Raw genomic sequence first — 26623 nt, 5'->3', positions numbered from 1 at the left:
TTATTTCAGTTTTAATAAAACCACATTTTCTACGTGATGCGTCTGCGGAAACATATCAACAGGTTGCACGCGTTCTACCTTATAGTATTCATCTAATAAAGCTAAATCTCTAGCTTGCGTTGCGCTGTTACAGCTTACATAAACGATGCGATCTGCTTTGATCTTGATAAGTTGAGCAACAACGTCTTTATGCATTCCATCTCGTGGCGGGTCTGTAATCACAACGTCAGGCTGGCCGTGTTGTGCGATAAATGCATCGTTAAATACATTTTTCATATCACCCACATAAAACTCAACGTTTTCTATTCCGTTTAATTGCGCATTTTCTTTAGCGGCGGTAATTGCATCGGGAACAGCTTCAACACCAATTACTTTTTTGGCTTTTTTGGCTACAAACTGTGCAATAGTTCCGGTACCTGTATACAGGTCAAAAACCGTCTCATCACCATTTAAACCGGCAAAATCACGCGTGATTTTATACAGTTCGTACGCTTGTTCAGAATTGGTTTGATAAAAAGACTTAGCGTTAATTTTAAACTTGAGCCCTTCCATCTCCTCAAAAATATGATCTCTTCCTGCGTAACACAGTACTTCTTGATCATAAATGGTGTCGTTTCCTTTTTCGTTAATGACGTAAAGTAACGATGTGATTTCAGGAAAAGTTTCCTTTAGGTAATTCATCACTAGCTCACGAGGTTCTTGATCGTCTTTAAAGAATTGTACTAAAACCATCAATTCACCAATACTGCTCGTGCGAATCATAAGCGTGCGCAAAAGACCTTCCTGATTGCGTGTATTGAAAAACGGAATATTATTTTGCGTAGCAAATTCTTTTACGCCGTTGCGTATGGCGTTACTCGGGTCACGTTGTAGGTGACATTTGTCGATGTCGAGAATTTTATCCCACATTCCCGGAATATGAAATCCAAGGGCATTGCGGTCTTCAATGATCTCATCGCTTTGAATTTGCTTCAACGTGAGCCACTTGCTGTCGCTAAAAGAAAATTCCATCTTATTTCTGTAAAAATAGATGTCTTTGCTACCGCTAATGGGAGTGATTTCGGGTAATTCAATTTTACCCAAACGCTGTAGGTTGTTTACGACTTCACGCTGCTTATACTCCAGCTGATAGTCGTAATGCATATTTTGCCATTTACAACCACCACAGGTTCCAAAATGTTTACAAACCGGCTCGGTGCGTTTAGGAGAATATTCATGAATTTTAATCGCTTTACCTTCATAATAGGCTTTGCGTTGCTTCATAGTTTGAATATCTACCACATCACCTGGCACAGCATTGCTGATGAAAATTACGCGACCATCTGGCGCTTTTGCAATAGACTTCCCTTTTGCGCCGGCATCTGTGACCAACACATTTGAGAATATTTTTCTGGATTTCTTTCTTCTTGACACGCGGCAAAAATAGTATAAATAAGACGATCTGCAGAAATGCTTTCTTATTATGTTTTTTTCATTTGTTAAGTTGATGTTATAACTTTTATAAAGAAGCGTTATATACCCGATACCGAAGCGGTAGTCTTGAGGTTTTCGTTTTATTTTTAGTACTTTGCAACTTCTTAAAAGGATGATTTCTCTCCTTAAAAAAGATGTCTCAACGCATTTATCCCTTGAAGCATCAAAAGCAGGAATCGTTGAAAGATTACCTTTAAAATTTTTACAAAATGACTACTGTAGATCAACTTACTTCACAAGAGGCGATTGCTCTTGAGGACAAGCACGGCGCACACAATTACCATCCACTTCCTGTGGTTTTAAAACGTGGTGAAGGCGTGCACGTGTGGGATGTAGAAGATAAAAAGTACTATGACTTTTTATCTGCATATTCAGCAGTTAATCAAGGGCATTGTCACCCTGCCATTGTTGGCGCAATGACAAAACAAGCCGAAGTCTTAACCCTGACTTCTCGTGCATTTCATAATGATATGTTAGGTCGTTATGAGAAATACGCAACCGAATATTTTGGTTTTGATAAGTTACTGCCGATGAACACCGGAGCAGAGGCTGTTGAAACTGCGATTAAGATTGCGCGTAAATGGGCATATGAAGAAAAAGGTTTGCCTGAGCACGATGCGCAAATCATTGTTTGTGAAAATAATTTTCACGGAAGAACGACTACGATCATTTCATTTTCAAATGATGAAGATGCGCGTAAAAACTTTGGTCCGTACACTCCGGGATTTATAAAAATACCGTACGATGATACCGAAGCGCTTGAAAAAGCTTTAAAAGAAAATGATAATATCGCAGGTTTTTTAGTTGAACCTATACAAGGCGAAGCTGGTGTTTACACGCCAAGTGATGATTTTATAAAGAAGTCACAAGCCATATGCAAAGAACATAATGTATTGTTTATTGCAGATGAGATACAAACCGGTATCGCACGCACCGGAGCCTTACTTGCTGTTTGTGGTAACTGTACTTGCGAAGGGCATTGTGAGCAGCAGGAAACCTATACGCGTCCAGATATTTTAATTTTAGGAAAAGCACTTTCTGGTGGAGCTTATCCTGTTTCTGCAGTATTGGCCGATGATCCTGTAATGAATGTTATTAAACCAGGTCAACATGGTTCTACTTTTGGTGGGAACCCAGTAGCTGGAGCAGTTGCAATGGCTGCGCTAGATGTGGTGAAAGATGAGAAGTTGGCTCAAAATGCTAGAGTTTTAGGAGAATTATTCCGTAAAAAACTCAATGAATATATCCAAGGAAGTTCTATCGTGAATTTGGTTCGCGGTCGCGGATTGTTGAACGCCATTGTGATCAATGATTCTGAAGACAGCAGTACGGCTTGGGACATTTGTATGGCTTTAAAAGAAAACGGATTGCTGGCAAAACCAACTCACGGAAATATCATTCGTTTTGCACCACCATTGGTCATGAATGAGGAGCAATTGCTAGATTGTGTTGCTATCATCATTAAGACCTTAAAGGCATTTGAGAAATAATAGAAAGCTGAATATATTTTAATAAAAAAGGAGCGCAATTTGCGCTCCTTTTTTATTGGCATCTTCAAAGCGTTAAATGCTCTGAGAATTTTATTGTATTTCTAGCAATTCAACATCAAAAGCAATTGCTGTATACGGTGGGATTGGTCCACTCCCGTAAACGCCGTAAGCCAAACTTGCCGGCATTAACAAGGTAGCTGAGCCACCTTCTTGAATACGCTGAATTCCTTCAGAAAAGCCTGCGATTACATTCTCAAGGTTAAATTGTACCGCTCTGGTAGATTGGTCAAATACGTTTTCATTTAAAAAATAACCTTTGTAGTTTACACTAACATCTGCATCTGCTGCAGGCGTGTCGCCGGTTCCTTCAGCGGTAATTACATAATACAACCCGCTTTCTGTGCGCGTAGCTTCAAGATCATTTGCTTCGATATAAGCAAGGATTTCTGCTTCATTGCGTTCAAAAGCCTCTTCCGGAGTTTCAGTAATAGGTGTTTCGTAATCGGTATCGTCTGTTCCGCAAGAGATTAAGACGGTTAGGCCAAGTAGTGCTGAAATTAATTTAAAATACGCGTTTGTTGTTTTTAGCATCATAGTGTAAATGTGATTTTTTGTTTACACCTTTTAGACGCTGAAGGGTCAAATTGGTTGCTTCGGTTGTAGTGATTTTTTTATTGAGGTAGATTTATCTCCCAAAATCAGCATCAAGAGGTTCTGTTAAAATCTATAACCTACTTGTATACCTCCTCTAAAATAAAAGTCTAAATCAATATAATCGTCATTAAGTTCTGAACCAAAAAGATTGCGACCTACTCCTAAAAGCGGCTCTATAACAAAACCGTTATTGCTCGCCCATTTGTATCCTAAAGCAAAGCCGGCACCAAACGCAGTCGTACTGTTTTCTACCCGGGTCTCAGGCTGATATTCAGAATCTACACTGTAGGTGAACTCGTAGTAATAATCTTCAAACCCACCTACATTGAGGTGCCCTTCAGCAAAGAGACCTTGAGCACGTTTTTCTTGACGATTGAAGAAATACTGCCTGTAAAATGGCGTGATTGCCCACGTTATGATGTCATCGCTTTCTTTTCCTCCATCAAATGTAATGGAGATACCTGCACCGGAGTATTTGCTTATGAGATACTCATAAGAGAATTCGATATTAGCAACGGCAATTAACTCAATGGCATCTAATTTAATCTCGTGCTTTTTATCTAAAAAACTATCTTCTTCCTGAGCGAATACACTTGTTGATAGTGTTAGTAGAAGAATGGCGCTTAATTTTTTCAGCATTTCGTGTTTTGTGATTGATTACATCACAAAGATGCTCTAATTATCAAAAGGTTGCGCTGTTTTTGATTTTTATTTTTTAGCAGCCAATTCAGCTATTTTGATAATAACTTCAGTAGCCTTGATCATACTTTCTACAGGCACGTATTCAAATCTTCCGTGGAAATTATGTCCCCCCGCAAAAATATTAGGGCAGGGTAATCCCATAAATGAAAGCTGAGAACCATCGGTACCTCCTCGTATAGGTTTAATAATAGGCTCAACGTCTACCGCACGCATTGCTTTTTCTGCCAATTCTACAATATGCATTACCGGTTCGATTTTCTCGCGCATATTAAAGTATTGATCTTTAATTTCTATTGAAATTAGCTCTAAGCCGTATTGACTATTGATTTCTGCCGCAAGATTATTCAGTACTTCTTTACGCGCTTCAAAATGCTCTTTGTCGTGATCTCGCAAAATGTATTCAAGAACGGTTTCTTCAACATCACCATGGATTCCGTTTAAGTGAAAAAATCCTTCACGCCCTGAAGTATGCTCTGGAGTTTCTAATCTTGGAAGCGAACTGATAAAATCTTGTGCGATATGAATGCTGTTGATCATTTTACCTTTGGCATAACCGGGATGTACACTTTTTCCCTTAACAAAAACCTTGACGCCTGCAGCATTAAAGTTTTCAAATTCTAGTTCGCCAATCTGGCTACCGTCCATCGTATACGCCCATTCCGCTCCAAATTTCTCTACATCAAATTTATGAGCGCCACGGCCAATTTCTTCATCGGGAGTAAATCCTATGCGTATTGGACCGTGTTCGATCTCCGGATGGTTTTTGAGGTATAAAGCTGCCTCCATAATTTCGGTAATACCAGCTTTATCATCGGCGCCAAGTAGTGTTGTCCCGTCAGTAGTGATCAGGGTTTGTCCTTTGTAATCTAAAAGTTCGTCAAAATCATCAGGAGAGAGAATAATACCTGCCTCTTCATTAAGAGTGATGTCTTTACCATTGTAATTCTCGATGATCTGAGGATTTACATTAGTTCCGCTAAAATCTGGCGTAGTGTCATAATGTGCAATAAAACCAATCGTAGGCAATGGCTTGTCTACAGTTGCTGGTAGCGTTGCCATAATATAACCGTTATCGTCGATACTTACCTCAGAGAGCCCCATATCAAGAAGTTCCTGATGTAATTTGTGAGCAAGGTCCCATTGTTTTTGGGTACTTGGAGTAGTGCTGCTGTTTTCATCACTTTGCGTATCTATAGAAACATAGCTTACAAAACGCTTGATTAGGAGGTCTTTTTGGATCATAGGCAAATTTTAAACTTGATAGTTTTAGGTTGTAAAGGTACTGTTATGATCAAAAAATAAAATACAGAGAATCAATTTTATAAAATATTTAATTCGGTGTAATAGCAGCAGTTTTTCTTTTGAGTTGAGGTACTTAAAGCTATTTTTGCCAGACCTTAAAACCGACCTCTATGTATAAAAGCATTGTACGCCCCTTACTTTTTAAATTTGATCCGGAAGGTGTTCATCATTTTAGCTTCAGAAGTATAAAATTACTCAGCAAATTAGGGCTTACACGGCTTGCTACATCTTTTTTTCAAGTAGAAGATAAAGCCTTAGAACGTAAGGTTTTTGGGCTGAAATTTAAAAATCCGGTAGGACTTGCAGCAGGTTTTGATAAGGATGCTAAGTTGTATCAGGAACTTTCAGATTTTGGTTTCGGGTTTGTAGAAATAGGTACGCTTACGCCAAAACCACAACCGGGAAATCCTAAAAAGCGTCTTTTTAGACTCAAGGAAGATCAGGCGATCATCAACCGTATGGGGTTTAATAACGGTGGAGTAGAAGCAGCAGTAGCCCGGCTGAAGAAAAACAAGAATGTTTTAATAGGCGGAAACATTGGTAAAAATAAAGTCACCCCTAACGAGGAAGCTTTTAACGACTATAAGATTTGTTTTGAGGCGCTTTATGATTATGTAGATTATTTTGTGGTTAATGTGAGTTCGCCAAACACGCCTAATCTACGCGCATTACAGGACAAAGAACCACTAACTAAACTACTTGCCGGCCTTCAAGAACTTAATAAACTTAAAGGAGGGAAGCCTATTCTTTTAAAAATTGCGCCAGATCTTACTGATGAGCAATTATTAGATATTATTGATATTGTAAAAACAACGCAGATCGCCGGTGTTATCGCGACGAATACAACTATTAGTCGTGAAGGATTAAAGTCTGAAAATAGAGCGGAAGCCGGAGGTTTAAGCGGTAAACCTTTAAAAGATAGGTCTACTGAAGTTATTCGGTTTTTATCGGTTAAAAGCAATAGAGCATTCCCGATAATTGGAGTAGGGGGAATTCATTCTGCAGCAGATGCGCTTGAAAAATTAGAGGCCGGAGCAAGTCTAATTCAGTTATATACCGGATTTATTTACGAAGGACCGGGATTAATTAAACGTATTAATCAGGAAATTCTGAAGCAGAAATAAAAAGCTTTAATACATTTACGGTTCCAACTTCAATGCATTTAGGTTTAGTGAAATTCAATTTTAAACACTTTAAAATATTTTTAAGGCACATTGCTGTGTGTCTAATTTTTCTATTTGTTGGTTTTCAGTCTTTTGGGCAAACTAAAAATATAGATTCCCTAAAACGCGAACTTGCCAAAGCACAAAGTGATAGTTTACGTAGTGATCTTAATGAACAAATAAGCTACGAATTTTTGTATCTCAAGCCAGATTCAGCAAAAAAATACATCAAGAAATCTTTAGAATTAGCGCTTTTAAATAATTATGAGCGTGGTATAGCAAAGGCTTATAATCGCAACGGGACCTATTATGTGGTAACATCCCAATATCCTTTAGCGATATTAGAGTTTCAGAAGGCGCTTCCGCTTTACAAAGCGCTTGAAGATAGTGTTGGGCTAAGTGAAAGTTACGGGAACCTTGGTGTTCTTGAGTTTTACCTAAGAGATTATGATGCAGCCCAGCAGAATTTTTATCGTGCAATACGATACATAGATACCGTTCAAAGTAAGGGGCAGTATATAAAATACATAACAAACTTAAGTGGCGTTTTTCGGGAGAAAAAGGTGATGGATAGTGCGCTATATTATGCCAAGAAAGCGGTAGGTTATATTGATGCAAAATCAGATTCTCGGGTTACCGCGGTCACATATTTCAATATGGGTACTGCTCAATTCTTCTTAGGAGATTATGATGAGGCTATCAAGAGTTTATCTTATGCGATTTCCAGAGAAAATATTCCGGTTCAGTTTGAGATCTTGTCACGGGGATATAAAGCGCAAAGTCATATATATCAAGGCGACCTTAATTTAGCCGAGAATGAACTTGAGGGGCTTGAGGAGCGTGCACTTGCTACAAAAGATCAATATGTGATTTTGGCCAATTATGAAGCGCAGCAAAAACTGTTTGAAGCAAAAAATATCGATAAGGAAGCTCTTATTTATGCCAAAAAATACATTGAACTCAATAACGAGATCCACAACAGAGAGCAATCAAATATTCTTCAAAATTTAAAAATACAGTTTCAAACGGAGCAGCAACAGTTTGAAAATGAGCTGTTGCGTAACGACTCTGAGCTTCAGGCCTTAAAGATCAAGCATCAGCGTTATGCCATTTGGGGAGTTACCTTGTTTATTTTCTTACTCTTGATTTTGATGTTAATTCTCTACAGAATGTATATCTATAAATCAGAGGCAAATAAAACACTTAAAAAGCAACAAAGCCTACTTAACGAAAGCAATAAAAGTCTTACGGAAAGTAACCATCAGAAGAATAATTTATTTTCTATAGTAGCACACGATGTTAAGAGTCCGGTGGCAGCGGTGTTAAGCAGTATCAATATGCTGCATACTAATTTTAAATCCTTTACACAGGAAGAAATAGAGATTTTAGCTGAAGAGTTGAAAAAGCAAACCTCAAACCTGTATTATTTAATTGATAGCGTTCTGGTTTGGGCCAAATCTCAAATGGATGGTTACAAGTTTATTAAAACAGAGTTGCGTCCTTACGAAGTGGCTAGAGAAGTTTTTGAGGCTGAAGAAGTCTTTATTGCAAAAAAGAGCATTAAGATTACCTGCGATATTCCGCAGGAGGATGTCATTGAATCAGATAGACAAGTGCTAACTGTGATCTTGCGTAACCTTTTGACGAACGCAATAAAGTTTACGCCAGAAAATGGTAACATAAATTTTAGTGCTACTAAAACTGAAAAGTTTTACAATCTATCAATTACAGACACTGGGGTTGGAATGACCAATGACGAGTTAGATCGTGTTCTAAAAAAGCAAGAACGGTATTCTGTAAAAGGGACCAATGATGAGTCGGGTAATGGTATTGGATTGATTTTATGTCAGGAAATTGCTCATAGATTAGGCGGAGAAATTACTGCACAAAGTGTAAAGAATGAAGGTTCTACTTTTACTTTACACATACCTCTCGTCTAAGAGTTTCTAGAGTTGTATCTTTAAATTACTACATTAGGTTTTATGAGTACACCGCTTAAAATAGTAGAATGTCCCAGAGATGCAATGCAGGGTATAAAGCAATTTATTCCTACAGAAGTCAAGGTGCAATACCTTCAGTCCTTGTTGCGCTGTGGTTTTGATACGTTAGACTTTGGTAGTTTTGTGAGCCCCAAAGCCATTCCGCAGATGGCTGATACAGCTGAAGTCTTGAGTAGATTAGACCTTAGCGCAACGCAGACCAAACTTCTGGCTATTGTTGCTAATTTGAGAGGTGCACAAGATGCGGTTAAATTTGAAGAGATCGATTACTTAGGGTATCCTTTCAGTATTTCTGAGATCTTTCAAATGCGTAATACGCATAAAACAATAAAAGAATCGGTGGTGATTCTTTCTGAAATTCTAGAATTGGCGGCTAAACATAATAAGGAAGTTGTGACGTATATTTCTATGGGTTTTGGTAATCCTTATGGTGACCCTTGGGATGTTGAAATTGTAGGTGAATGGACAGAAAAGCTAGCGGAAATGGGAGTTTCAATAATTTCGCTATCAGATACCGTTGGAACTTCAGAGGCGCAAACGATTGATTGTCTCTTCAGCGAACTTATACCGAAATATCCCCAGATTGAATTTGGTGCGCATCTTCACACAACACCAAGTCAATGGTTTGAAAAAGTCAATGCGGCTTACCAAGCCGGCTGCCGCAGGTTTGACGGTGCCATACAGGGATTTGGTGGTTGCCCGATGGCAAAAGACGAACTTACCGGCAACATGCCCACCGAGAAAATGTTGTCTTATTTTAATTCGGTTAAGGTAGATTCAGGAATTAGACCTATGAGTTTTGAGTCGGCGCATAATGAAGCGACTCGAATTTTTGAAAAGTATCATTAAACCCGAGTCGCATTCTATTTTAGAAATCTAAATATTAAAATCTATAGGCAATGCCAGTATTAATATTAAACGGCATACCAGGTCTTAGCCCAGCCGGAACTCGAGATACGGCGTATGTATTGTCAAGTAGATTGATGATGTTTCCAAAAACAGAAATTTGCTTGTTTATGTAATAGCGAGCCCCAAAATCAACCACAAAACTCGATGGAACCTTAAATTCTGTGGGAATTGTTCCGGTTCCAGCTTGTGTGCGAAAGGCAGCGGTATATCGACCACTCAGACTTAAATCAAATTTTTTATGTGTAAGAGAAGCTGTTACCGTAAATTGATTTTTAGCAATATAAGGGATTTCATCTCCCTTAGTAACATTACCGTAAATAGCGTCACTACTTTCAAAACTAGTTTGAAATTCACTGTTTGTATACGTGTAAGCAAAAGTTAGCGGTAGGTTTATACTCGCAGAACTATTATAAAGAATATCATAGTTAAGTAGAACTTCTAAACCGTTTACAATTACTTTACCTGCATTAAACTGGTCTAATGTTCCTGTACCTCCCGAAGCTGCAAGGTCACTTCCTAGGAGGTTGCTATAGTCATTATAAAAACCTACAATTTCACCATTCAAACCTCCTATAAGAAAACGAGAACCTAGCTCATAGTTAACACTTTCTTCTGGTTTTTGACCATCAGAACTTCCCGGAGGTGCAAAGCCCTTATGAATACCTCCAAAAAAAGATAGGTTTTGAGAAATTCTGTAATTAGCACCTATTCCGGGAATCCAAACATCAACGGTGTTTTCTCGTGTGGCTAAATCAATTCCGGTTCTATTAGCATCTTCTTTACCAAAGTCTTCGCGACGCAATTTGATATGCTCATAGCGTAAACCGGGTGTGAGTGTAAGTTTATCAAATGTGATTTTATACAAAGCGTGTGCAGCAAGTGCATCTGCGCTTGCAACTCTGTTAGCATTAGAACCTTTAATGGCTACTGTTGTCCGTTTCATTTCTCCATTTTGAATAGCAAAACGGTCTTCCCATTGAAAACGATCTTCTTCATCTTGATGAAAACGTAATCCTAATTCTAAAGATTGTACATTTTGGGTTCCCCAAAAGAATTTTCCTACGGTTTGTATTCCCTGTGAATAATATTTACGATTATTGGCTTTGACACCCAATGCGTCTTCAGGAGTATCATTATCGCCTTGAAGTGCATTGTATTCTGCAAGATACTCCTGTGGGTTAGAAAGTATTTTACTTATGCTTATGTCCTCAGTTAACGTAACATCGTCTAGTTTGTACCAGTTACGCTTAAAGTTGTTTCTATAAAAAGTTGTACTTAATTTAAATCCTGAGGGAAGTTTTAAAATGTGATTCAGCTGATATTGACTGTGTTCAGCATTCATTTGATCTTTCTGAGATGCTGCATATCTGCGGAAGGGGTCTTCAGCAAAATCAGCGTCAGTTAAACCAAGGTAAGTTTCATTACTGGTTTCTTCTGAAAATTGAATTTTAGCAGTTATCGCTTGAAAAATTTTGGCATCAGCTGAAGTATTCCATCTAAATTTTCCTAGATAATCACTTTTATCAAATCCGGTATTACCTCCGCCGTCAAGTGATTTGAAACCGTCTGAATTGTAGTTGTAATATTCTGTGTTCCAGCCAAAATTCTTGTAACTATCACCCACGGTCGCTTCGGTAGTTCTACTGTTATAATTTCCTATTGAAAAGCGTGCCGCTCCAGAAAAATCAGTTGGAATTTTCTTTGATATCATATTGATCGCACCACCAGTGGTATAAGGACCATATTGAATTTGACTACTACCTTTAAGAACCTCGACGGCCTGCATTCTACCGATAGTTGGAAAATAATAAGCAGATGAAGCACTATATGGAGCAGGTGCGATAAGAACGCCATCTTCCATTAGTGTGATGCGTGCACTTCGTTCTGGTGATGAACCGCGTAAACTTATATTAGGTCTTAATCCAAAACCATCTTCTTCATAGATGGAGACTCCAGGAACGGCACGTAATACTTTGTTTACGTCAGTATAGCTGAATTTTTGAAGATCCTTTGAGGATAAATAATAAGCTGAACCTGTTTTATTCTTTACTTCAAACTTGCTTCCTAGAACAGCATTGGACAAAAGAATCTCTTGAAGTTCTTCTCTATCAGTTGAATCTTGCTGCTTCGTCGGTGTTACTTGCCCTTGAGTATTAATCCCCGTTATTAGCAATCCAATAAAAATGAGGTACTTTTTTTTCATTATTATTATTATTTAAACTATATAAAAATTACGCAAATCTAATACTAGCTTAGGAAATAGACAAAATTTATTTAGACTTAGTTCAAATAGTATTTTATTAATTCTGTGACTATAATCTATAAGCAAGTGTCTATTTCAGATTTTAGCAGTATATTTGCACGCAATTAAATCCTAATTGCAATGACAGCTCACGAAACAAAAATACTTGGAGAAGGTCTTACCTACGATGACGTACTCTTAGTTCCGGCGTATTCAGAAGTGCTTCCACGCGAAGTGAATATTCAGTCAAAATTTTCAAAAAACATCACGCTTAATGTCCCAATTGTATCTGCAGCGATGGATACGGTGACCGAATCAAGTATGGCAATTGCCATTGCTAGAGAAGGTGGTATTGGCGTACTGCATAAGAATATGACGATTGAGCAGCAAGCGGTTAAAGTGCGTCGTGTAAAACGTGCCGAAAGCGGTATGATCATCGATCCTGTTACTTTAAACCTTGACGCACAAGTAAAAGATGCCAAGCGTTTAATGGCTGAGCATAGTATTGGTGGAATTCCAATCGTTGACCAAGAAGGGCATCTAAAAGGAATTGTGACCAACAGGGATTTACGTTTTGAAAAGGATAACGAGCGTGCGATTGTCGAAGTAATGACTTCAGAGAATCTTATCACTACGGCTGAAGGTACTTCGTTAAGTCAGGCTGAAGTGATCCTTCAAGAGAATAAAATCGAAAAATTACCGGTTGTAACTAATGACAACAAGCTCATTGGTTTAATTACATTTAGAGATATAACAAAACTTACGCAAAAGCCTATCGCAAACAAAGACACTTATGGTCGTCTGCGTGTTGCAGCAGCTGTGGGTGTTACCGCAGATGCTGTAGAGCGTGTAGAGGCGTTAGTGAATGCGGGCGTTGATGCAGTTGTTGTTGATACAGCGCACGGACATACCCAAGGTGTTGTTCGCGTATTAAAAAGTGTAAAAGAAAAATTTCCGGGTCTTGATGTTGTGGTAGGAAATATTGCTACAGCCGATGCGGCCAAATATCTTGTAGAAGCTGGAGCAGATGCCGTAAAAGTAGGAATTGGTCCTGGATCAATTTGTACAACGCGAGTTGTTGCCGGTGTTGGTTTTCCTCAGTTTAGTGCAGTTTTAGAAGTTGCTGCAGCCCTTAAAGGAACAGGAATTCCCGTTATTGCAGATGGTGGTATTCGTTATACAGGGGATATTCCTAAAGCAATTGCCGCAGGAGCAGATTGTGTTATGTTAGGTTCGCTTCTTGCAGGAACGAAAGAGTCTCCGGGTGAAACTATTATTTACGAAGGAAGAAAGTATAAAACCTATCGCGGAATGGGGTCTGTTGAAGCGATGAAAACCGGTTCAAAAGATCGTTACTTCCAAGACGTTGAAGATGATATTAAGAAATTGGTTCCAGAAGGTATTGTGGGGCGCGTTCCTTACAAAGGCGAATTGTTTGAAAGTATTCATCAATTTGTAGGTGGTTTAAGAGCCGGAATGGGATATTGCGGTGCTAAAGATGTAGAAGCGCTTAAAGAAAATGGTCGCTTTGTAAAAATCACTTCAAGTGGTATTCACGAGAGTCACCCGCATGATGTTACAATTACTAAAGAATCTCCTAATTACAGTAGATAATTAGAGTTCAAGAATAAAAAAACCGGTAGCAAACGCTACCGGTTTTTTTATTGGCACCGCCAAAGGGTTTAATACTCTGTCCCGATTGCTATCGGGATGCCTCGAAATTGGAAATTCGTTTCCAAGTAATGCTTCATGGACTTGCCCTGAGGTAGGTTACTTCAAAGATTCTGAAATCTAGTTTTGAGTAGGCAATTGCGTTTGTTGTTGTTGCCCTTGTGTTTTTAAAGTAACCCCTAGTTTGTCGGCTACGGCTTGTGTAAGATCGTGTTCCGGATCAAAATAAGCAACACCAGAGCTTAGTGTAAATACCTGAGAATAGTTTTGTTCTTGCGCAACTTGATTCAGTGCTTGTCCTACTTTTTGATATAGCGGTTGCATTAATTCATTTTGTCTTATCTGAATCAAACCTTGCGAGTTTTGTCTAAAACGCTGAATGTCTTGCTCCATTCCTACAATTTCTTCTTGCTTCGTTTTTTTATCTTCTTCAGTAGCGGTAGCTTCAGCATCTTGATACGCTTTTACTGCAGTTTGATACTTGTTTACAAGATCTTTAAACTGCTTGTCTAGTTCAGCACCATAGGTTTCAAGATCTTTTTGTACTTGGGCAACTTCGTCAAGACTAGAAATAACAAGATCACTGTCAATAGTTCCTACTTTATTTTGTGCTAAAGCAGATAAGCTTATTAAAAAAGCTACTAGGGGTAAGAATAATTTTTTCATTTTCAATTTAGTTTAGCCTTTTTAAGAGGCGATTAATGTAATTTGAATTAATTTTTTCAAAAAATTACGCGCAAAGATATAAAAGCTTGAAAGCTATCAAAGTATTTTTTGAAGGCTTGACTGATTTGCAAATTTAATTTAGCCTAAGCTAAACTCGGTTACTTTAAGACTTTTTGCTTTAATCAATCACAAAACTCACCACGATGCGGTTTAAGAGCATCGCGTACTGCAGGCATTTCTGCTTTAGAAACAATTAGAAAAGCAATACTGTATAGATCAGATTTCTTTTCTACACCGGTAGCGTTATGTTCAAGTTGATGCGCTGCAGTGTATTCTTCTAAATGAATGACGTGGTGTTTTGCAATTTGTAATGCATCAGGACCTCTAAAATCCCAAATGAGTTTAATTTTTTGATTCATATCAAGCAATTTTCAATTCTTGTGCCAAAATAAAATTTTTAGGTGCAAAGATACTTGCAGCGATCGAGTAAATGGTTAGAAACAGCTATAATCCTTCAGTTTTACATCAAAGTATGTAGGTTGAAAAGTTCTCCTATATATTTTCTAATTTTGCAATCTTTAAAATGATGCAACATTTGATGTAAGCTAAAGTCTTTGTTGTTGACGTTTATACCTAGCAATAAACTATGTTGAGTTTCCGAAGAGGTTTTCTTTTAATTATGATCCTGCTTACGCTACCGGTTTCCTGTGATCTTTTAGGATCAAAGGTGCCAACAGGTAAGCCTGTAGCTCGTGTGGGTAATGCTTTCTTGTACGAAGAAGACATCGCTAAGCTCATAACTTCTGAAATGTCTGCCGAAGACAGCACGACCCTGGTGAACAGTTACATCAATCGCTGGGCTACAAAGCGTTTACTTGTAGACAATGCGCAGCGTAATATTACACTTGCAGAACAAGACCGTCTTAATAATCTTGTTGAGCAATATAAACTTGATCTTTTTTCACAGGCCTACAAAGATGCGTTGGTTGCTCGTAGTTTAGACAGTACGATTTCAGATGCGCAAGCGCAGCAATTCTATTTGGAGAATAAAGAGAATTTTAAATTGAATGAAGCCTTGCTAAAATTCCGATATTTAGAAATGGGCGATGCAGATTATAATATAGACGAAATAAAAGAACGCTTTACTCGGTTTGATGCTGAAGATAAACGTTATTTAGACTCCATTTCGGTTCAGTTTAAGGCACAATATTTGAACGATTCCACTTGGATAAGTCTGGATAAGGTGATCGCGAGAATTCCGCCGGTAACCATAGAAAATAGTGCGTCGCTTTTAAATAAAACCGAATTTACGCAACTGCGTGATTCATTAGGATTATATTTGATCGCTGTAAAAGATCGCTTAGATCGCAATGATGATGCGCCGCTAGATTACGTTTTACCTACGGTAAAGCAAATTCTTCTCAACAGAAGAAAATTAGAATTGATTAAACAGTTAGAAAAAGACATTACTAAGGATGCAATTAAAAACAAACAATTTGAACTTTATAACTAAAGCGTGTAGCCTGTTTCTCTTTTGCAGTGCGTGGGCAGGGTTAAATGCACAAGAAATTATAGATACTTCGGTTTCAGAAAATACTGCGCAAGAAGAAGAGCAACCGCTTACTTCAGGAACTACTTTTAAAGTAGATGGGGTGGCAGCTGTTGTAGGTGAATATGTAATTCTAGAAAGTGATATTCAGCAGTCTATCGAGTCGTTAAAGCAACAAAAAGTAGAAGGTCAAGATTTATCAACCTGCAGTGTGATGGATAAACTTATGGAAGATAAGTTGTATGCACACCACGCGGTTATTGATAGTGTGATGATCAACGAAGAGCAAATACGCTCATACACGCAACAGCAAATAGATTACTTCATCAATCAGTTGGGGTCAGAAGAGAAAGTTTTAAAATTCTATCGCAAAGAAAAAATGAGCGATTTGAAAAAAGAGCTTTTAGAATTGAACCGAAATCAAGAGTTGGCTAAGGCAATGCAACAAAATATTGTTGAAGAGATCGAGGTGACCCCAGAAGAGATCAGATCGTATTATAAAGAATTAGAAGAAGATGGATTGCCTCAGTTTGGAGTGGAATTAGAAATCTCTAAAATTCAAATTATCCCGGAAGTTCCTCAAGAAGAAAAGCAAAAGGTGATCGATCAATTAAACGGTTATCGTAACGACATTCTTGAAAACGGAAGCAGTTTTGCTACCAAAGCGGTGTTGTGGTCTGAAGATGAATCAACACGTGGTGACGGTGGTCTTATTAGAGATGTAGATCGTAAATCACAGTTTGTAAAAGAGTTTAGAGACGTTGCTTTCAGCCTTCAGGAAGGTGAAGTAAGTAAGCCCTTTGAGACTGAATTTGGTTATCACATCATAAAGGTGGAAAAAATTCGTGGTCAAAAAATCGATTTGAGACACATTTTGAGAATTCCGAAAGTGACTTCAGCGGCAGAGGCAGCAGCCAAAGATAAAATAGAGAAGATTAGAAAGCGCATTGAAGATGGTGAGATCACCTTTGCAGAAGCTGCAAAAGAATTTTCAGATGAAAAAGAAACAGCCAGCGATGGTGGTATCATGATCAATCCAACCACTCAGGATCGTATGTTTGAGCTTAAAAACCTTCCACCAGAATTATATCCTAAGGTTCAAAACTTAAAAGAGGGTGAGGTTTCTATAGCTTTTAATAATCCAACGCGTACCGGTAAAACACGTTATGAGATTTATACGGTTTCAGATCGTATCGAAGAGCACGAGGCAGATTTTGCTATCGATTATGTGAAGATTAAAAACTTTGCGCTTCAGGCAAAACGCATCAAAGCCATCGAGAAATGGCAAGATGAAAAAATTGCTGAAACCTATATCAAATTAAACGGAGATTATAGAAATTGCGAGTATAGTAGCAACTGGGTAAAACAATAATATATGTCAGACGCTAAGGCAATTGATGCGCTTGTAACTCGATATAAAGATCTAAAGAAAGAAATAGGCCGTGTAATCATTGGGCAAAATGAGGTTGTAGACCAAATTATAATTTCAATTTTTTCTGGAGGGCACGCATTATTGATCGGTGTTCCGGGATTGGCCAAAACGTTAATGGTAAATACCATTGCTCAGGCCTTAGGATTAGATTTTAAACGCATTCAGTTTACACCAGATCTTATGCCTAGTGATATTGTAGGGGCAGAAATTCTTGATGAATCGCGAACATTCAAATTTCTAAAAGGGCCTGTTTTTGCCAATATTGTTTTAGCAGATGAGATCAATAGAACCCCACCTAAAACCCAGGCAGCGCTTTTAGAAGCTATGCAGGAAAAAGCGGTCACCGTTGCCGGAAAGCAATATCCACTTGACAAACCGTATTTTGTATTAGCAACCCAAAACCCGATCGAGCAGGAGGGGACTTATCCTTTACCGGAAGCCCAGTTAGATCGTTTTATGTTTGCGATCAATTTAGTTTACCCAACTTATGAAGAAGAGGTTGCGATTGTAAAAGCAACGACTACTGAAAAATCTGTAGCTGTTGAAGCGCTTTTTTCGGCAGAAGATATTGTTTCTTATCAGCAGTTAATACGACGTATTCCGGTTGCTGATAATGTGGTTGAATATGCAGTAGCTCTCGTAGGAAAAACCAGACCTGCTGAAGACGCTGCGCCACAAATAGTGAAAGACTATATTGATTGGGGAGCTGGGCCAAGAGCTTCTCAAAATTTAATCCTAGCAGCTAAAACGCACGCAGCCCTCAATGGAAAGTATTCCCCCGATATCGAAGATGTACAAGCTGTTGCTCAGGGCATTTTAGGGCATCGTCTGATCAAGAACTACAAGGCTGAAGCAGAGGGGTTAACCCTTAAAGAAATCATAAAAAGTTTGCTTTAAGCTAATATAGAAAGGCTCTAAATAATTTTCAAGAAGAGATTTTTATTAACATTTGTCTTGTAACTACCTAATTATCATAATTAAGCAACGAAATCGATATATATCAAGTTGAATTTGCAATAAATTTAGCTTTTGTTCTAATTGCCTTAATCTATACATAGTCTTCTTATTTTCTGCGGTTTTTCGTAATTTTAGCGCCGCTTCAAAGCGCAATTAATTTACAAATTCAATTAACTAAAACTTAGATATGGCATTTGATATCGATATGATCAAATCGGTTTACAGTAAAGTAGCAGAGCGTGTTGATGCTGCTCGCGAAATTACCGGTAAGCCTTTAACACTGGCAGAAAAAATATTATACTCTCACCTTTGGGATGGTAAAACTGATAAGGCATTTGTACGTGGTAAAGACTACGTAGATTTTGCTCCAGATCGTATCGCTTGTCAGGATGCTACAGCTCAAATGGCGCTTTTGCAGTTTATGCAAGCAGGTAAGAAAGAAGTTGCAGTGCCTACTACGGTTCACTGTGATCACCTTATTCAAGCGAAGCAAGGAGCTCAAAAGGATTTAAAACGTGCAAATGAAACAAGTAATGAAGTATTTGACTTCTTAGAATCTGTTTCAAACAAATACGGAATTGGTTTCTGGAAGCCGGGTGCAGGTATCATTCACCAAGTAGTTCTTGAAAACTATGCTTTTCCTGGTGGTATGATGATTGGTACTGATAGTCACACCGTAAATGCTGGTGGACTTGGTATGGTCGCTATTGGTGTTGGTGGTGCAGATGCTGTTGACGTTATGGCAGGAATGCCTTGGGAACTTAAGTTTCCAAAATTGATCGGTGTTAAATTAACCGGTGAATTAAATGGATGGACTGCTTCTAAAGACGTTATCCTTAAAGTGGCAGGTATTCTTACCGTTAAAGGTGGTACTGGTGCTATTGTAGAATATTTTGGCCCTGGTGCAAAAAACCTTTCAGCAACTGGTAAAGGAACCATTTGTAATATGGGTGCTGAAATTGGTGCTACAACTTCAACATTTGGTTACGATGAGTCTATGGAGCGTTTCTTACGTGCTACAGACCGTGCAGATGTTGCAGATGCAGCAAATGAAATCAAAGAATATTTAACAGGTGATGATGAAGTATATGCTAATCCTGAGCAATACTTTGACGAAGTAATTGAAATTAATCTTTCAGAATTACGCCCACATCTTAATGGTCCTTTTACACCAGATTTAGCTACTCCGGTTGGAGAGCTTGGTGAAAAAGCGGCTAAAAATGATTGGCCAATTAAAGTAGATTGGGGATTGATCGGTTCTTGTACCAACTCATCTTACGAAGATTTATCAAGAGCAGCTTCGATCGCACAGCAGGCCATCGATAAAAAATTAAAGCCAAAGAGTGATTTTGGTATCAATCCGGGATCTGAGCAAATTAGATACACTGCAGAGCGCGACGGATTATTAGAAGTTTTTGAAAATCTTGGCGCAACGGTATTTACAAATGCTTGTGGACCTTGTATCGGTCAATGGGATCGTAGTGACCGTAAAGGAGAAGAAAAGAACACGATCGTTCACTCGTTCAACCGTAACTTCTCAAAACGTGCAGATGGTAACCCAAATACACATGCTTTTGTAGGATCACCAGAAATGGTAGCTGCAATAGCGATTTCTGGTCGTTTGGATTTTGATCCACTTAATGATACCCTTCTTAATGAAGATGGAGAAGAAGTTAAATTGGATGTACCTGTAGGATTAGAACTTCCTACAAAAGGTTTTGCTGTTGAAGAAAACGGTTATCTAGCACCTACCGAAGATGGTAGTTCTGTAGAAGTAATTGTTGCTTCAGATAGTGAGCGTCTAGAGTTATTAACGCCTTTCGTTCCGATTAAAGACTCAGAATTGAAAGAGGTTAAACTTCTTATCAAAGCCTTCGGAAAATGTACTACAGACCATATCTCTATGGCGGGACCTTGGTTACGTTACAGAGGTCACTTAGACAATATTTCGAATAACTGTCTAATTGGTGCAGTAAATGCATACAATAAGAAAACTAATTTTGTAAAAAGTCAGTTGACAGGAGAATACGGTGGTGTGCCAGATACACAACGTGAGTATAAAGCCAAAGGAATTAAAACAATTGTTGTTGGAGATCACAATTATGGTGAAGGTTCTTCTCGTGAGCACGCGGCTATGGAGCCTCGTCATCTTGGGGTTGCAGCTGTACTTGTAAAGTCTTTTGCACGTATCCACGAAACAAACCTTAAAAAACAAGGGATGTTAGGATTGACTTTTGCTAACGAAAATGATTACGATTTGATTCAGGAAGATGACACATTCAGCTTCTTAGATATCGAAGAATTTGCTCCAGATAAACCATTAACTATCGAAGTTACTCACGCTGACGGAAGCAAAGATACTATTATGGCAAATCATACCTATAATGATGCTCAAATTGCATGGTATCGTGAAGGTTCTGCTTTAAATCTTATAAAGAAGCAAAACGCATAAGCTTATTTTTAAGTTGAATTAAAACCAAATCACTACTCGTGGTTTGGTTTTTTTTATTGGTAACTTCAACGAGTTTAATACTGCGTCCCGATAGTTATCGGGATGTCTTGAAATAAAAAGTTTGTTTCTCACGAAGGCTTCTTTGTATCTAGGTAGTTTTTCTATTTTTATTAAAGAAATGCTATTTAGATTTCAGTATAGTCCTAACTATTCATTTAAAATTTTTGAAGTCTATTTGCGTTATGCATTTTAGAAACAACATTAACTAAAAAAATCTATGAGAAAATTTAATGTAATACTATTGGCTGCTTGCTTAGCAGTTTTGTCATCATGTTCAGGAGATGATACGGTTGCACGATCTACAGTGACTGTTGATATTTCTGGTCTAGAACGTTTGGAGAATGGAGCTCAGTATCAGGCTTGGATCAGTGACGGAGTTGATCTAACTCCTTTGGGACGTTTTACAGATGTGGATTTTCCTAAAACATTTGAAGCACTAACTGGCGAAGTAGATAATGCAACTCAATTTTTCTTGAGTGTTGAGCCGGGAAATGATTCTAGTCCGGCAATTAGTGAGTCTATTTTATTAAGTGGAAATTTTGTGGGTAATGCTGCGACGGTTGATGTTACACAGACGTTTGGTTCTTACACAAGCGCTTCTGGTCAATTTGTATTACAAACACCTACAGATAATGTCTCTACTAACGAAAATAGTGGTTTGTATTGGTATATTCCTTCTACAGGTCAGCCGGGATTAAAATTACCAACATTACCTTCAGGTTGGAAGTACGAAGGCTGGGTTACTGTACCGGGAGCCAGTGGAGATGTCAATTTGTCGACAGGTAGATTTACCAATGTAAATAACGCAGATGAATCAGATCCATTCAGTCTAAACATAAATCCAGCTCCGGATTTTCCGGGAGAAGATTTTATCAATGAAAATGTGCTTAGTGCTTACGGTGTGAATACGTTGCCTAATCTTTTGAATAAACAGGTGTTTATAACCATTCAGCCTATATTTGATAATAGCAGTACTGGAGCTTCAATTGCACCTTTTGTACTGCGTCCATTAGTGGGTACAGTTACTCAAGAAGCAGGTTCTGGCATAACAAATACAATGCAGATCAATACGGCTTCTTTTCCAGTTGGAAGAGTTACTAAATAAGAAAGTCTAAAATCTATCAAATAAAAAAATCCTGGCATTATCCAGGATTTTTTTGTTTGATATTGATTACGCTTTTTATACAAGCTTGTTTATTTTTTCTATAAGCTTGCTCATATCGCTTTGTAGCTTATCTACTTGACTCTCTAAGTGCTGTACGCGTTTATTAGCGTCCATATCTACAACATTTAGCGAACTTGTAATTTTACCGCGAACGACTAAAACTTCAAGAATATTTTCCATGTCATAGCTTATACTTTCATATTTGCTATTATCACTTATAAGAATGAGTGCATTGTTGGGTAAATCCTTCTTAATCCGTTTTGTTAAAACTGATTTTGTGGTAACAATTACCGCAACAGAACCGTCCAGAATCTCATTTAAATCATCTGTGTGTTGTGTGATAAGGATGTCACCGTGCATTAAAGTGGGGGCCATACTGTCTCCTTCAACTTCAAAGAGTTTTTGACCTTGAGCAGGCTCATAACCGGGCAATTTGAACATGTCTAAGGTAGACATCCATTGCTCATTATCACGGTTCTCGATAAAACCTGCACGTGCTTCAACGTTAATGAGCGGTACAAATCCGTTAGAAGAACTCATCATTATAGAATTATGAGAGCCTTTTAAAATACGATCTGTAGGAACGCTATAAAGTTTACTAAGGGTTAAAAGGTGCTCTGTGGTGATCGAGTTTTGACCATTTTCAATTAATGAATAAGCGCCTTGAGTAATGCCGAGCTCTTCGGCAACTTTTTTTTGAGAAAGCGAGGAGCTTTCCCTAAGGGTTTTAAGTTGTTTTGATATTGACATTATAGATAAGGTTTAGGGAACATCTATTAATTTCAAATATAAAGATTAAAACAAATTGTATTGTTTATAATTATATTTTTTCTTAAAATTTATTTTCAATTAAAAAATACCTATAAAATTATTGATATTTTAATAATTCAGTTAAATATATGATATTTATTTAACATTGATGCTTTTTGTTTGTGTAAGATTATACGTTTTAAATCCTTATAAGATAAGTAATTAGTCGAAGAAGACCGAACAGTCGTCTAATTACCGCAAATGGAAGTTTTTTGAAGCTAGCACTTTGATTTTCATAGCGCTTCTTTTAGGCGCCTAAAATGTTTATTAATTTGTGTATAAGAACTATTAAAATTGATGTTTTGAAAAAAGATAGAAATGCTATTTTTGCCTATGCAAAATAACGTACTCATTCTAGATTTCGGATCGCAGTATACCCAATTGATCGCAAGACGTATTCGGGAACTCAATATTTTCTGCGAAATTAAACCATTCAATAACTTACCTGAAGATTTGAGCAGCTATAAAGCGGTCATTTTATCGGGTTCTCCATCATCTGTGCGTGCAGAAAATGCACCTCATCCAGATTTATCTCAAATACGTGGTAAAAAACCATTACTTGGGGTTTGTTATGGAGCGCAGTATTTGGCACATTTTCACGGAGGAGAAGTTGGCCAATCCAATACCAGAGAATATGGTAGAGCAAATCTTTCTATGATCAAAGAAGGTGAAGCTTTTTTTGAAGATGTAGAAGTGGGTAGCCAGGTTTGGATGAGTCATAGTGATACTATTAAATCTTTACCGGAAGGCTCGGTGCGCTTGGCGAGTACGCACGATGTAGAAAATGCAGCATACCGAATAGGCGGGGAAGAAACCTACGCGATTCAGTTTCATCCTGAAGTTTATCATTCTACAGACGGAAAGAAAATCTTAGAAAACTTCCTTATCAATATAGCTCAGGTTGAACAAACCTGGACACCAGATAGCTTTGTCGAAAGCACTGTAGATGAACTCAAAAATAAAGTAGGCACAGATAAAGTCATTTTAGGCTTGTCAGGAGGTGTAGATAGTTCTGTAGCTGCGATGTTATTGCATAAAGCTATTGGTAAAAATCTTCACTGCATTTTTGTTAATAACGGTTTGCTTCGAAAGAACGAGTTTGAAGACGTTTTGAAGCAGTATGAAGGAATGGGGCTCAATGTAAAAGGTGTGGATGCTTCGGCACGTTTTCTAGATGCGCTTGCAGGAAAAAGTGATCCGGAAGAAAAGCGTAAAACCATAGGTCGTGTATTTATTGAAGTTTTTGATGATGAAGCACATATGGTTGAAGATGCAAAGTGGCTTGCGCAAGGAACCATTTATCCAGACGTTATTGAATCTGTTTCTGCTACAGGAGGGCCTTCGGCAACGATCAAGTCGCATCATAACGTAGGAGGTTTACCAGATTTTATGAAGTTAAAGGTTGTTGAACCTTTACGTATGCTTTTTAAAGATGAAGTACGTCGTGTAGGAGCTAGTATGGATATGAGTCCTGCATTATTGGGGAGACATCCTTTTCCGGGGCCGGGTCTTGCCATTAGAATCTTGGGCGATATTACTCCAGAAAAGGTGCGTATTTTACAAGAAGTAGATGCAATCTTTATTAACGGATTACGCGATTGGGGGCTTTACGATCAAGTTTGGCAAGCAGGAGCAATGTTACTTCCTGTAGACTCTGTTGGTGTAATGGGAGATGAGCGTACCTATGAAAAATGTGTTGCGCTACGAGCAGTAGAAAGTACAGATGGTATGACAGCAGATTGGGTAAATCTACCTTATAATTTTCTGCAAAAAGTATCAAATGATATAATAAATAAGGTTAAAGGCGTTAATAGAGTAGTCTATGACATCAGTTCTAAGCCACCAGCTACGATTGAGTGGGAATAGTCAGCTTTTTTAATTTGCTTTAAACATTTATACATCAATACCTCATAATTTTATGAGGTATTGATGTAAAAAATAACTACAATGAAAAACATCACAATTCTTTTCGTTTTTATTTTCGTGGTCTTTAGCTGTTCAAGTATTGGGCAGCAGCAATATGCCAGTCATCAGGTGCGTGAAGGGGAGACGGTATCTACTATTGCCAATAAATACAATGTTACTGTTTACGAGATTTATCGGCTCAATCCTGAGGCTAAAGATAAATTGTATCCCGGTCTAGTTCTTATTTTGCCAGGAGGCAAATCAGCTCCCGGTGGTTCAGAACTTTCTGCAGACGGTAAATTTGTTTTGCATACCGTAGCAAAGGGCGAAACGCTCTACAAGCTTTCAAAGAAATATGACGTAAGTGAATCTGAAATTAAGCGTTACAATAAGCATTTGTATAGCGCCGAATTGAGAAACGGAGAGATTGTTAAAATACCCAACAAGAATGAAGTTGCAGCTGATGAAACTGCAAAGCCCGCATTAACGAAGCGAAAGCACGTAGTAAAACCAAAGGAAACCAAATACGGACTGGCTTCTATGTATGGGATTACTATTGAAGAATTGGAGCAGATGAATCCGGAGATTTCTGATGGTTTACAAATAGGTGACATCATTAATGTTCCAGACAAATCTTATGCTAAGGATGCTGTTCTTGAAGAAAGTAAATATGGGTTTTATGAAGTAAAGCCAAAGGAAAATTTTTACCGACTTACAGAGCGCTGGAATATGACCGAAGAAGAACTTGTTGCATTGAATCCTGCATTGGTTGATGGTCTCAAAAGCGGAATGATTTTAAAATTACCAAAAGAAAAATTAACAGGTGCATCGGCAGTGACTGTAGAAGGGCAAGCTGTGAAGTTAGCAGATAATTTGGTAAATAGATCTACCAAAAATATTGCGGTAATGCTACCCTTTAATTTACGTAAAACAGTAGTAGATACCGGTGATGTTCGCAAACAGGTTTTAAAAAACGACCGGGTGATGAATATAGCTTTAGATTTTTATAGCGGTGTTCTTATGGCTGTAGACTCGGCAAAAGCACTTGGAATATCAACAAAGCTAGTAGCGTTTGATACCGAATATTCCCGAGCAGACGGTAAAGCCGGTAACGATCGAAAAGTTGAGGATATCATACGTTCTAATGACTTTTCTAACATGAATGCGGTTATTGGCCCGCTTTTGACTTCAAACGTGGAGAAAGCGAGTCAATTACTTCGTGAACGCGCAATACCTGTAGTTTCTCCAATCGTGCCTAATGTGGCAATGCGATCAAACATGTTTCAGTCCAGACCTGACGATGAGATTTTAAAGCAACAGATGATGCAGTTCATCAAACTGGAAGGTAAGGGGAAAAATATAGTAATCGTTGCAGATTCCAAGCACCTTAAAGAACGAAATGAGCTAACAGCTTTATATCCTGATGCTCGTATCGTGTATCCCGAATCTTCTGATAACGGATCCTATTTAAAGGCGAGTGATTTGACAGATAAGCTTTCAGAAACAATAGAAAACTGGGTGATTCTTGAGTCAAATGATGTTGCACTTATAAGTAACACAACGACCAATTTATCTACCCAGCTTGCAGATAAAAAGATTACCTTATTAACCACAGATAAGGGTTCAGCATATGAGAGTGATGATGTTTCAAATATTACTCTTATGAAACTTAATTTTCATTTCCCTTCAGTTGATCGTTCTTACAATGAAAAGCACGCTTCTTTTGTTGAGGCGTACTCAAATAAATACGGTTATGTGCCTAATAGTTATGCTGTACGTGGCTATGATATCACTTTTGATACTATTTTAAGGCTAGCAGCTTCTGAGAGTTTGTACGACGCAGCAGATGCCGGTTATTTGACGCAGTATGTAGAAAATAAGTTCAATTACGTGCAAGATCCGGTATCTACAGGATATTTTAATACTGCGGCCTATATTCTAAAATACGGTGAGAATTTAGAAGAGATTGTGGTGGAGCTTCCGGTAGAATCAAGTGAATCTTCTTATTTAAAAAATTAGAA

At 38.1% G+C, this 26623-nt stretch carries 20 protein-coding genes; 12 read left to right on the top strand and 8 right to left on the bottom strand.

Annotated elements, in window-relative coordinates; all coding sequences use genetic code 11:
* Entirely contained in the window at positions 1–1413 is a 1413-nt protein-coding gene (rlmD, locus tag WA338_RS11935; protein WP_336093485.1) for a 23S rRNA (uracil(1939)-C(5))-methyltransferase RlmD, read from the bottom strand.
* A gap of 269 nt (positions 1414–1682) precedes the next feature.
* Here rlmD and rocD point away from each other — a divergent pair, with 269 nt between their 5' ends.
* Positions 1683–2963, top strand: a complete 1281-nt coding sequence (rocD, locus tag WA338_RS11930; protein WP_336093484.1) for an ornithine--oxo-acid transaminase — start codon at positions 1683–1685, stop codon at positions 2961–2963.
* Between the two features lie 90 nt (positions 2964–3053).
* Here rocD and WA338_RS11925 read toward each other — a convergent pair whose 3' ends face one another.
* From WA338_RS11925 to pepT, 3 genes are all read right to left on the bottom strand, one after another.
* Positions 3054–3557 carry an FKBP-type peptidyl-prolyl cis-trans isomerase gene (locus WA338_RS11925; protein WP_336093483.1) on the bottom strand — a complete coding sequence of 168 codons (504 nt, stop codon included), beginning with the start codon at positions 3555–3557 and terminating at the stop codon, positions 3054–3056.
* Between the two features lie 123 nt (positions 3558–3680).
* Positions 3681–4256: a DUF3575 domain-containing protein gene (locus WA338_RS11920; RefSeq protein WP_336093482.1), complete on the bottom strand. Its 576-nt coding sequence runs from the start codon at positions 4254–4256 to the stop codon at positions 3681–3683.
* A 69-nt stretch (positions 4257–4325) separates the two neighbouring features.
* Positions 4326–5561, bottom strand: coding sequence for a peptidase T (gene pepT / locus WA338_RS11915; protein ID WP_272984839.1), 1236 nt, complete (start codon positions 5559–5561; stop codon positions 4326–4328).
* A 170-nt stretch (positions 5562–5731) separates the two neighbouring features.
* Between pepT and WA338_RS11910 the strand changes: the two genes are divergently transcribed.
* From WA338_RS11910 to WA338_RS11900, 3 genes are all read left to right on the top strand, one after another.
* The gene (locus WA338_RS11910; RefSeq protein ID WP_272984837.1) at positions 5732–6745 is read left to right on the top strand and encodes a quinone-dependent dihydroorotate dehydrogenase; all 1014 of its coding nucleotides are present in this window, start codon (positions 5732–5734) and stop codon (positions 6743–6745) included.
* A gap of 95 nt (positions 6746–6840) precedes the next feature.
* Positions 6841–8724, top strand: coding sequence for a tetratricopeptide repeat-containing sensor histidine kinase (locus WA338_RS11905; RefSeq protein WP_336093479.1), 1884 nt, complete (start codon positions 6841–6843; stop codon positions 8722–8724).
* Positions 8725–8766: 42 nt separating this feature from the next.
* Positions 8767–9633 (top strand): hydroxymethylglutaryl-CoA lyase, encoded by an 867-nt coding sequence (locus WA338_RS11900; RefSeq protein WP_040532745.1) that lies wholly within the window; start codon positions 8767–8769, stop codon positions 9631–9633.
* A 34-nt stretch (positions 9634–9667) separates the two neighbouring features.
* Here WA338_RS11900 and WA338_RS11895 read toward each other — a convergent pair whose 3' ends face one another.
* Positions 9668–11896, bottom strand: a complete 2229-nt coding sequence (locus tag WA338_RS11895; RefSeq protein WP_273016957.1) for a TonB-dependent receptor family protein — start codon at positions 11894–11896, stop codon at positions 9668–9670.
* 180 nt (positions 11897–12076) lie between these two features.
* On the opposite strand from WA338_RS11895, the gene guaB reads away from it, so the two are divergent.
* Complete coding sequence (gene guaB / locus WA338_RS11890; protein ID WP_009780473.1) at positions 12077–13549, top strand: IMP dehydrogenase; 1473 nt, start codon at positions 12077–12079, stop codon at positions 13547–13549.
* Positions 13550–13726: 177 nt separating this feature from the next.
* On the opposite strand, the gene WA338_RS11885 is transcribed toward guaB, so the two are convergent.
* Both WA338_RS11885 and WA338_RS11880 read right to left on the bottom strand, forming a co-directional pair.
* Positions 13727–14272: an OmpH family outer membrane protein gene (locus WA338_RS11885; protein ID WP_009780472.1), complete on the bottom strand. Its 546-nt coding sequence runs from the start codon at positions 14270–14272 to the stop codon at positions 13727–13729.
* 182 nt (positions 14273–14454) lie between these two features.
* The gene (locus WA338_RS11880) at positions 14455–14691 is read right to left on the bottom strand and encodes a hypothetical protein (RefSeq protein ID WP_272984831.1); all 237 of its coding nucleotides are present in this window, start codon (positions 14689–14691) and stop codon (positions 14455–14457) included.
* Between the two features lie 260 nt (positions 14692–14951).
* Between WA338_RS11880 and WA338_RS11875 the strand changes: the two genes are divergently transcribed.
* The 5 genes from WA338_RS11875 to WA338_RS11855 all read left to right on the top strand — a co-directional run bounded on the left by WA338_RS11875 (position 14952) and on the right by WA338_RS11855 (position 21827).
* Positions 14952–15785 (top strand): peptidyl-prolyl cis-trans isomerase, encoded by an 834-nt coding sequence (locus tag WA338_RS11875; RefSeq protein WP_272984830.1) that lies wholly within the window; start codon positions 14952–14954, stop codon positions 15783–15785.
* Complete coding sequence (locus WA338_RS11870; protein WP_272984828.1) at positions 15769–17193, top strand: peptidylprolyl isomerase; 1425 nt, start codon at positions 15769–15771, stop codon at positions 17191–17193. Before WA338_RS11875 ends, WA338_RS11870 begins: the two co-directional genes overlap by 17 nt.
* Before the next feature lie 3 nt (positions 17194–17196).
* Positions 17197–18150 carry an AAA family ATPase gene (locus WA338_RS11865; RefSeq protein WP_009780468.1) on the top strand — a complete coding sequence of 318 codons (954 nt, stop codon included), beginning with the start codon at positions 17197–17199 and terminating at the stop codon, positions 18148–18150.
* Between the two features lie 247 nt (positions 18151–18397).
* Positions 18398–20662, top strand: coding sequence for an aconitate hydratase (locus tag WA338_RS11860; RefSeq protein ID WP_009780467.1), 2265 nt, complete (start codon positions 18398–18400; stop codon positions 20660–20662).
* Positions 20663–20939: 277 nt separating this feature from the next.
* Positions 20940–21827: an anti-sigma factor gene (locus WA338_RS11855; RefSeq protein ID WP_009780466.1), complete on the top strand. Its 888-nt coding sequence runs from the start codon at positions 20940–20942 to the stop codon at positions 21825–21827.
* Between the two features lie 75 nt (positions 21828–21902).
* Here WA338_RS11855 and WA338_RS11850 read toward each other — a convergent pair whose 3' ends face one another.
* Complete coding sequence (locus WA338_RS11850) at positions 21903–22637, bottom strand: XRE family transcriptional regulator (protein ID WP_009780465.1); 735 nt, start codon at positions 22635–22637, stop codon at positions 21903–21905.
* A 393-nt stretch (positions 22638–23030) separates the two neighbouring features.
* Here WA338_RS11850 and guaA point away from each other — a divergent pair, with 393 nt between their 5' ends.
* Together guaA and WA338_RS11840 are read left to right on the top strand one after the other, a co-directional pair.
* A complete protein-coding gene (gene guaA, locus WA338_RS11845; protein ID WP_272984824.1) occupies positions 23031–24563 on the top strand; it encodes a glutamine-hydrolyzing GMP synthase in 1533 nt (510 codons plus the stop codon).
* A gap of 81 nt (positions 24564–24644) precedes the next feature.
* Positions 24645–26621 (top strand): LysM peptidoglycan-binding domain-containing protein, encoded by a 1977-nt coding sequence (locus WA338_RS11840; RefSeq protein WP_273016956.1) that lies wholly within the window; start codon positions 24645–24647, stop codon positions 26619–26621.
* The last annotated feature ends 2 nt before the right edge of the window (positions 26622–26623 follow it).

The sequence above is a fragment of the Leeuwenhoekiella sp. CH_XMU1409-2 genome, from assembly GCF_037029365.1.
Classification (GTDB): Bacteria; Bacteroidota; Bacteroidia; order Flavobacteriales; family Flavobacteriaceae; genus Leeuwenhoekiella; species Leeuwenhoekiella blandensis.
This window is presented reverse-complemented; position numbering and strand designations above follow the sequence as displayed.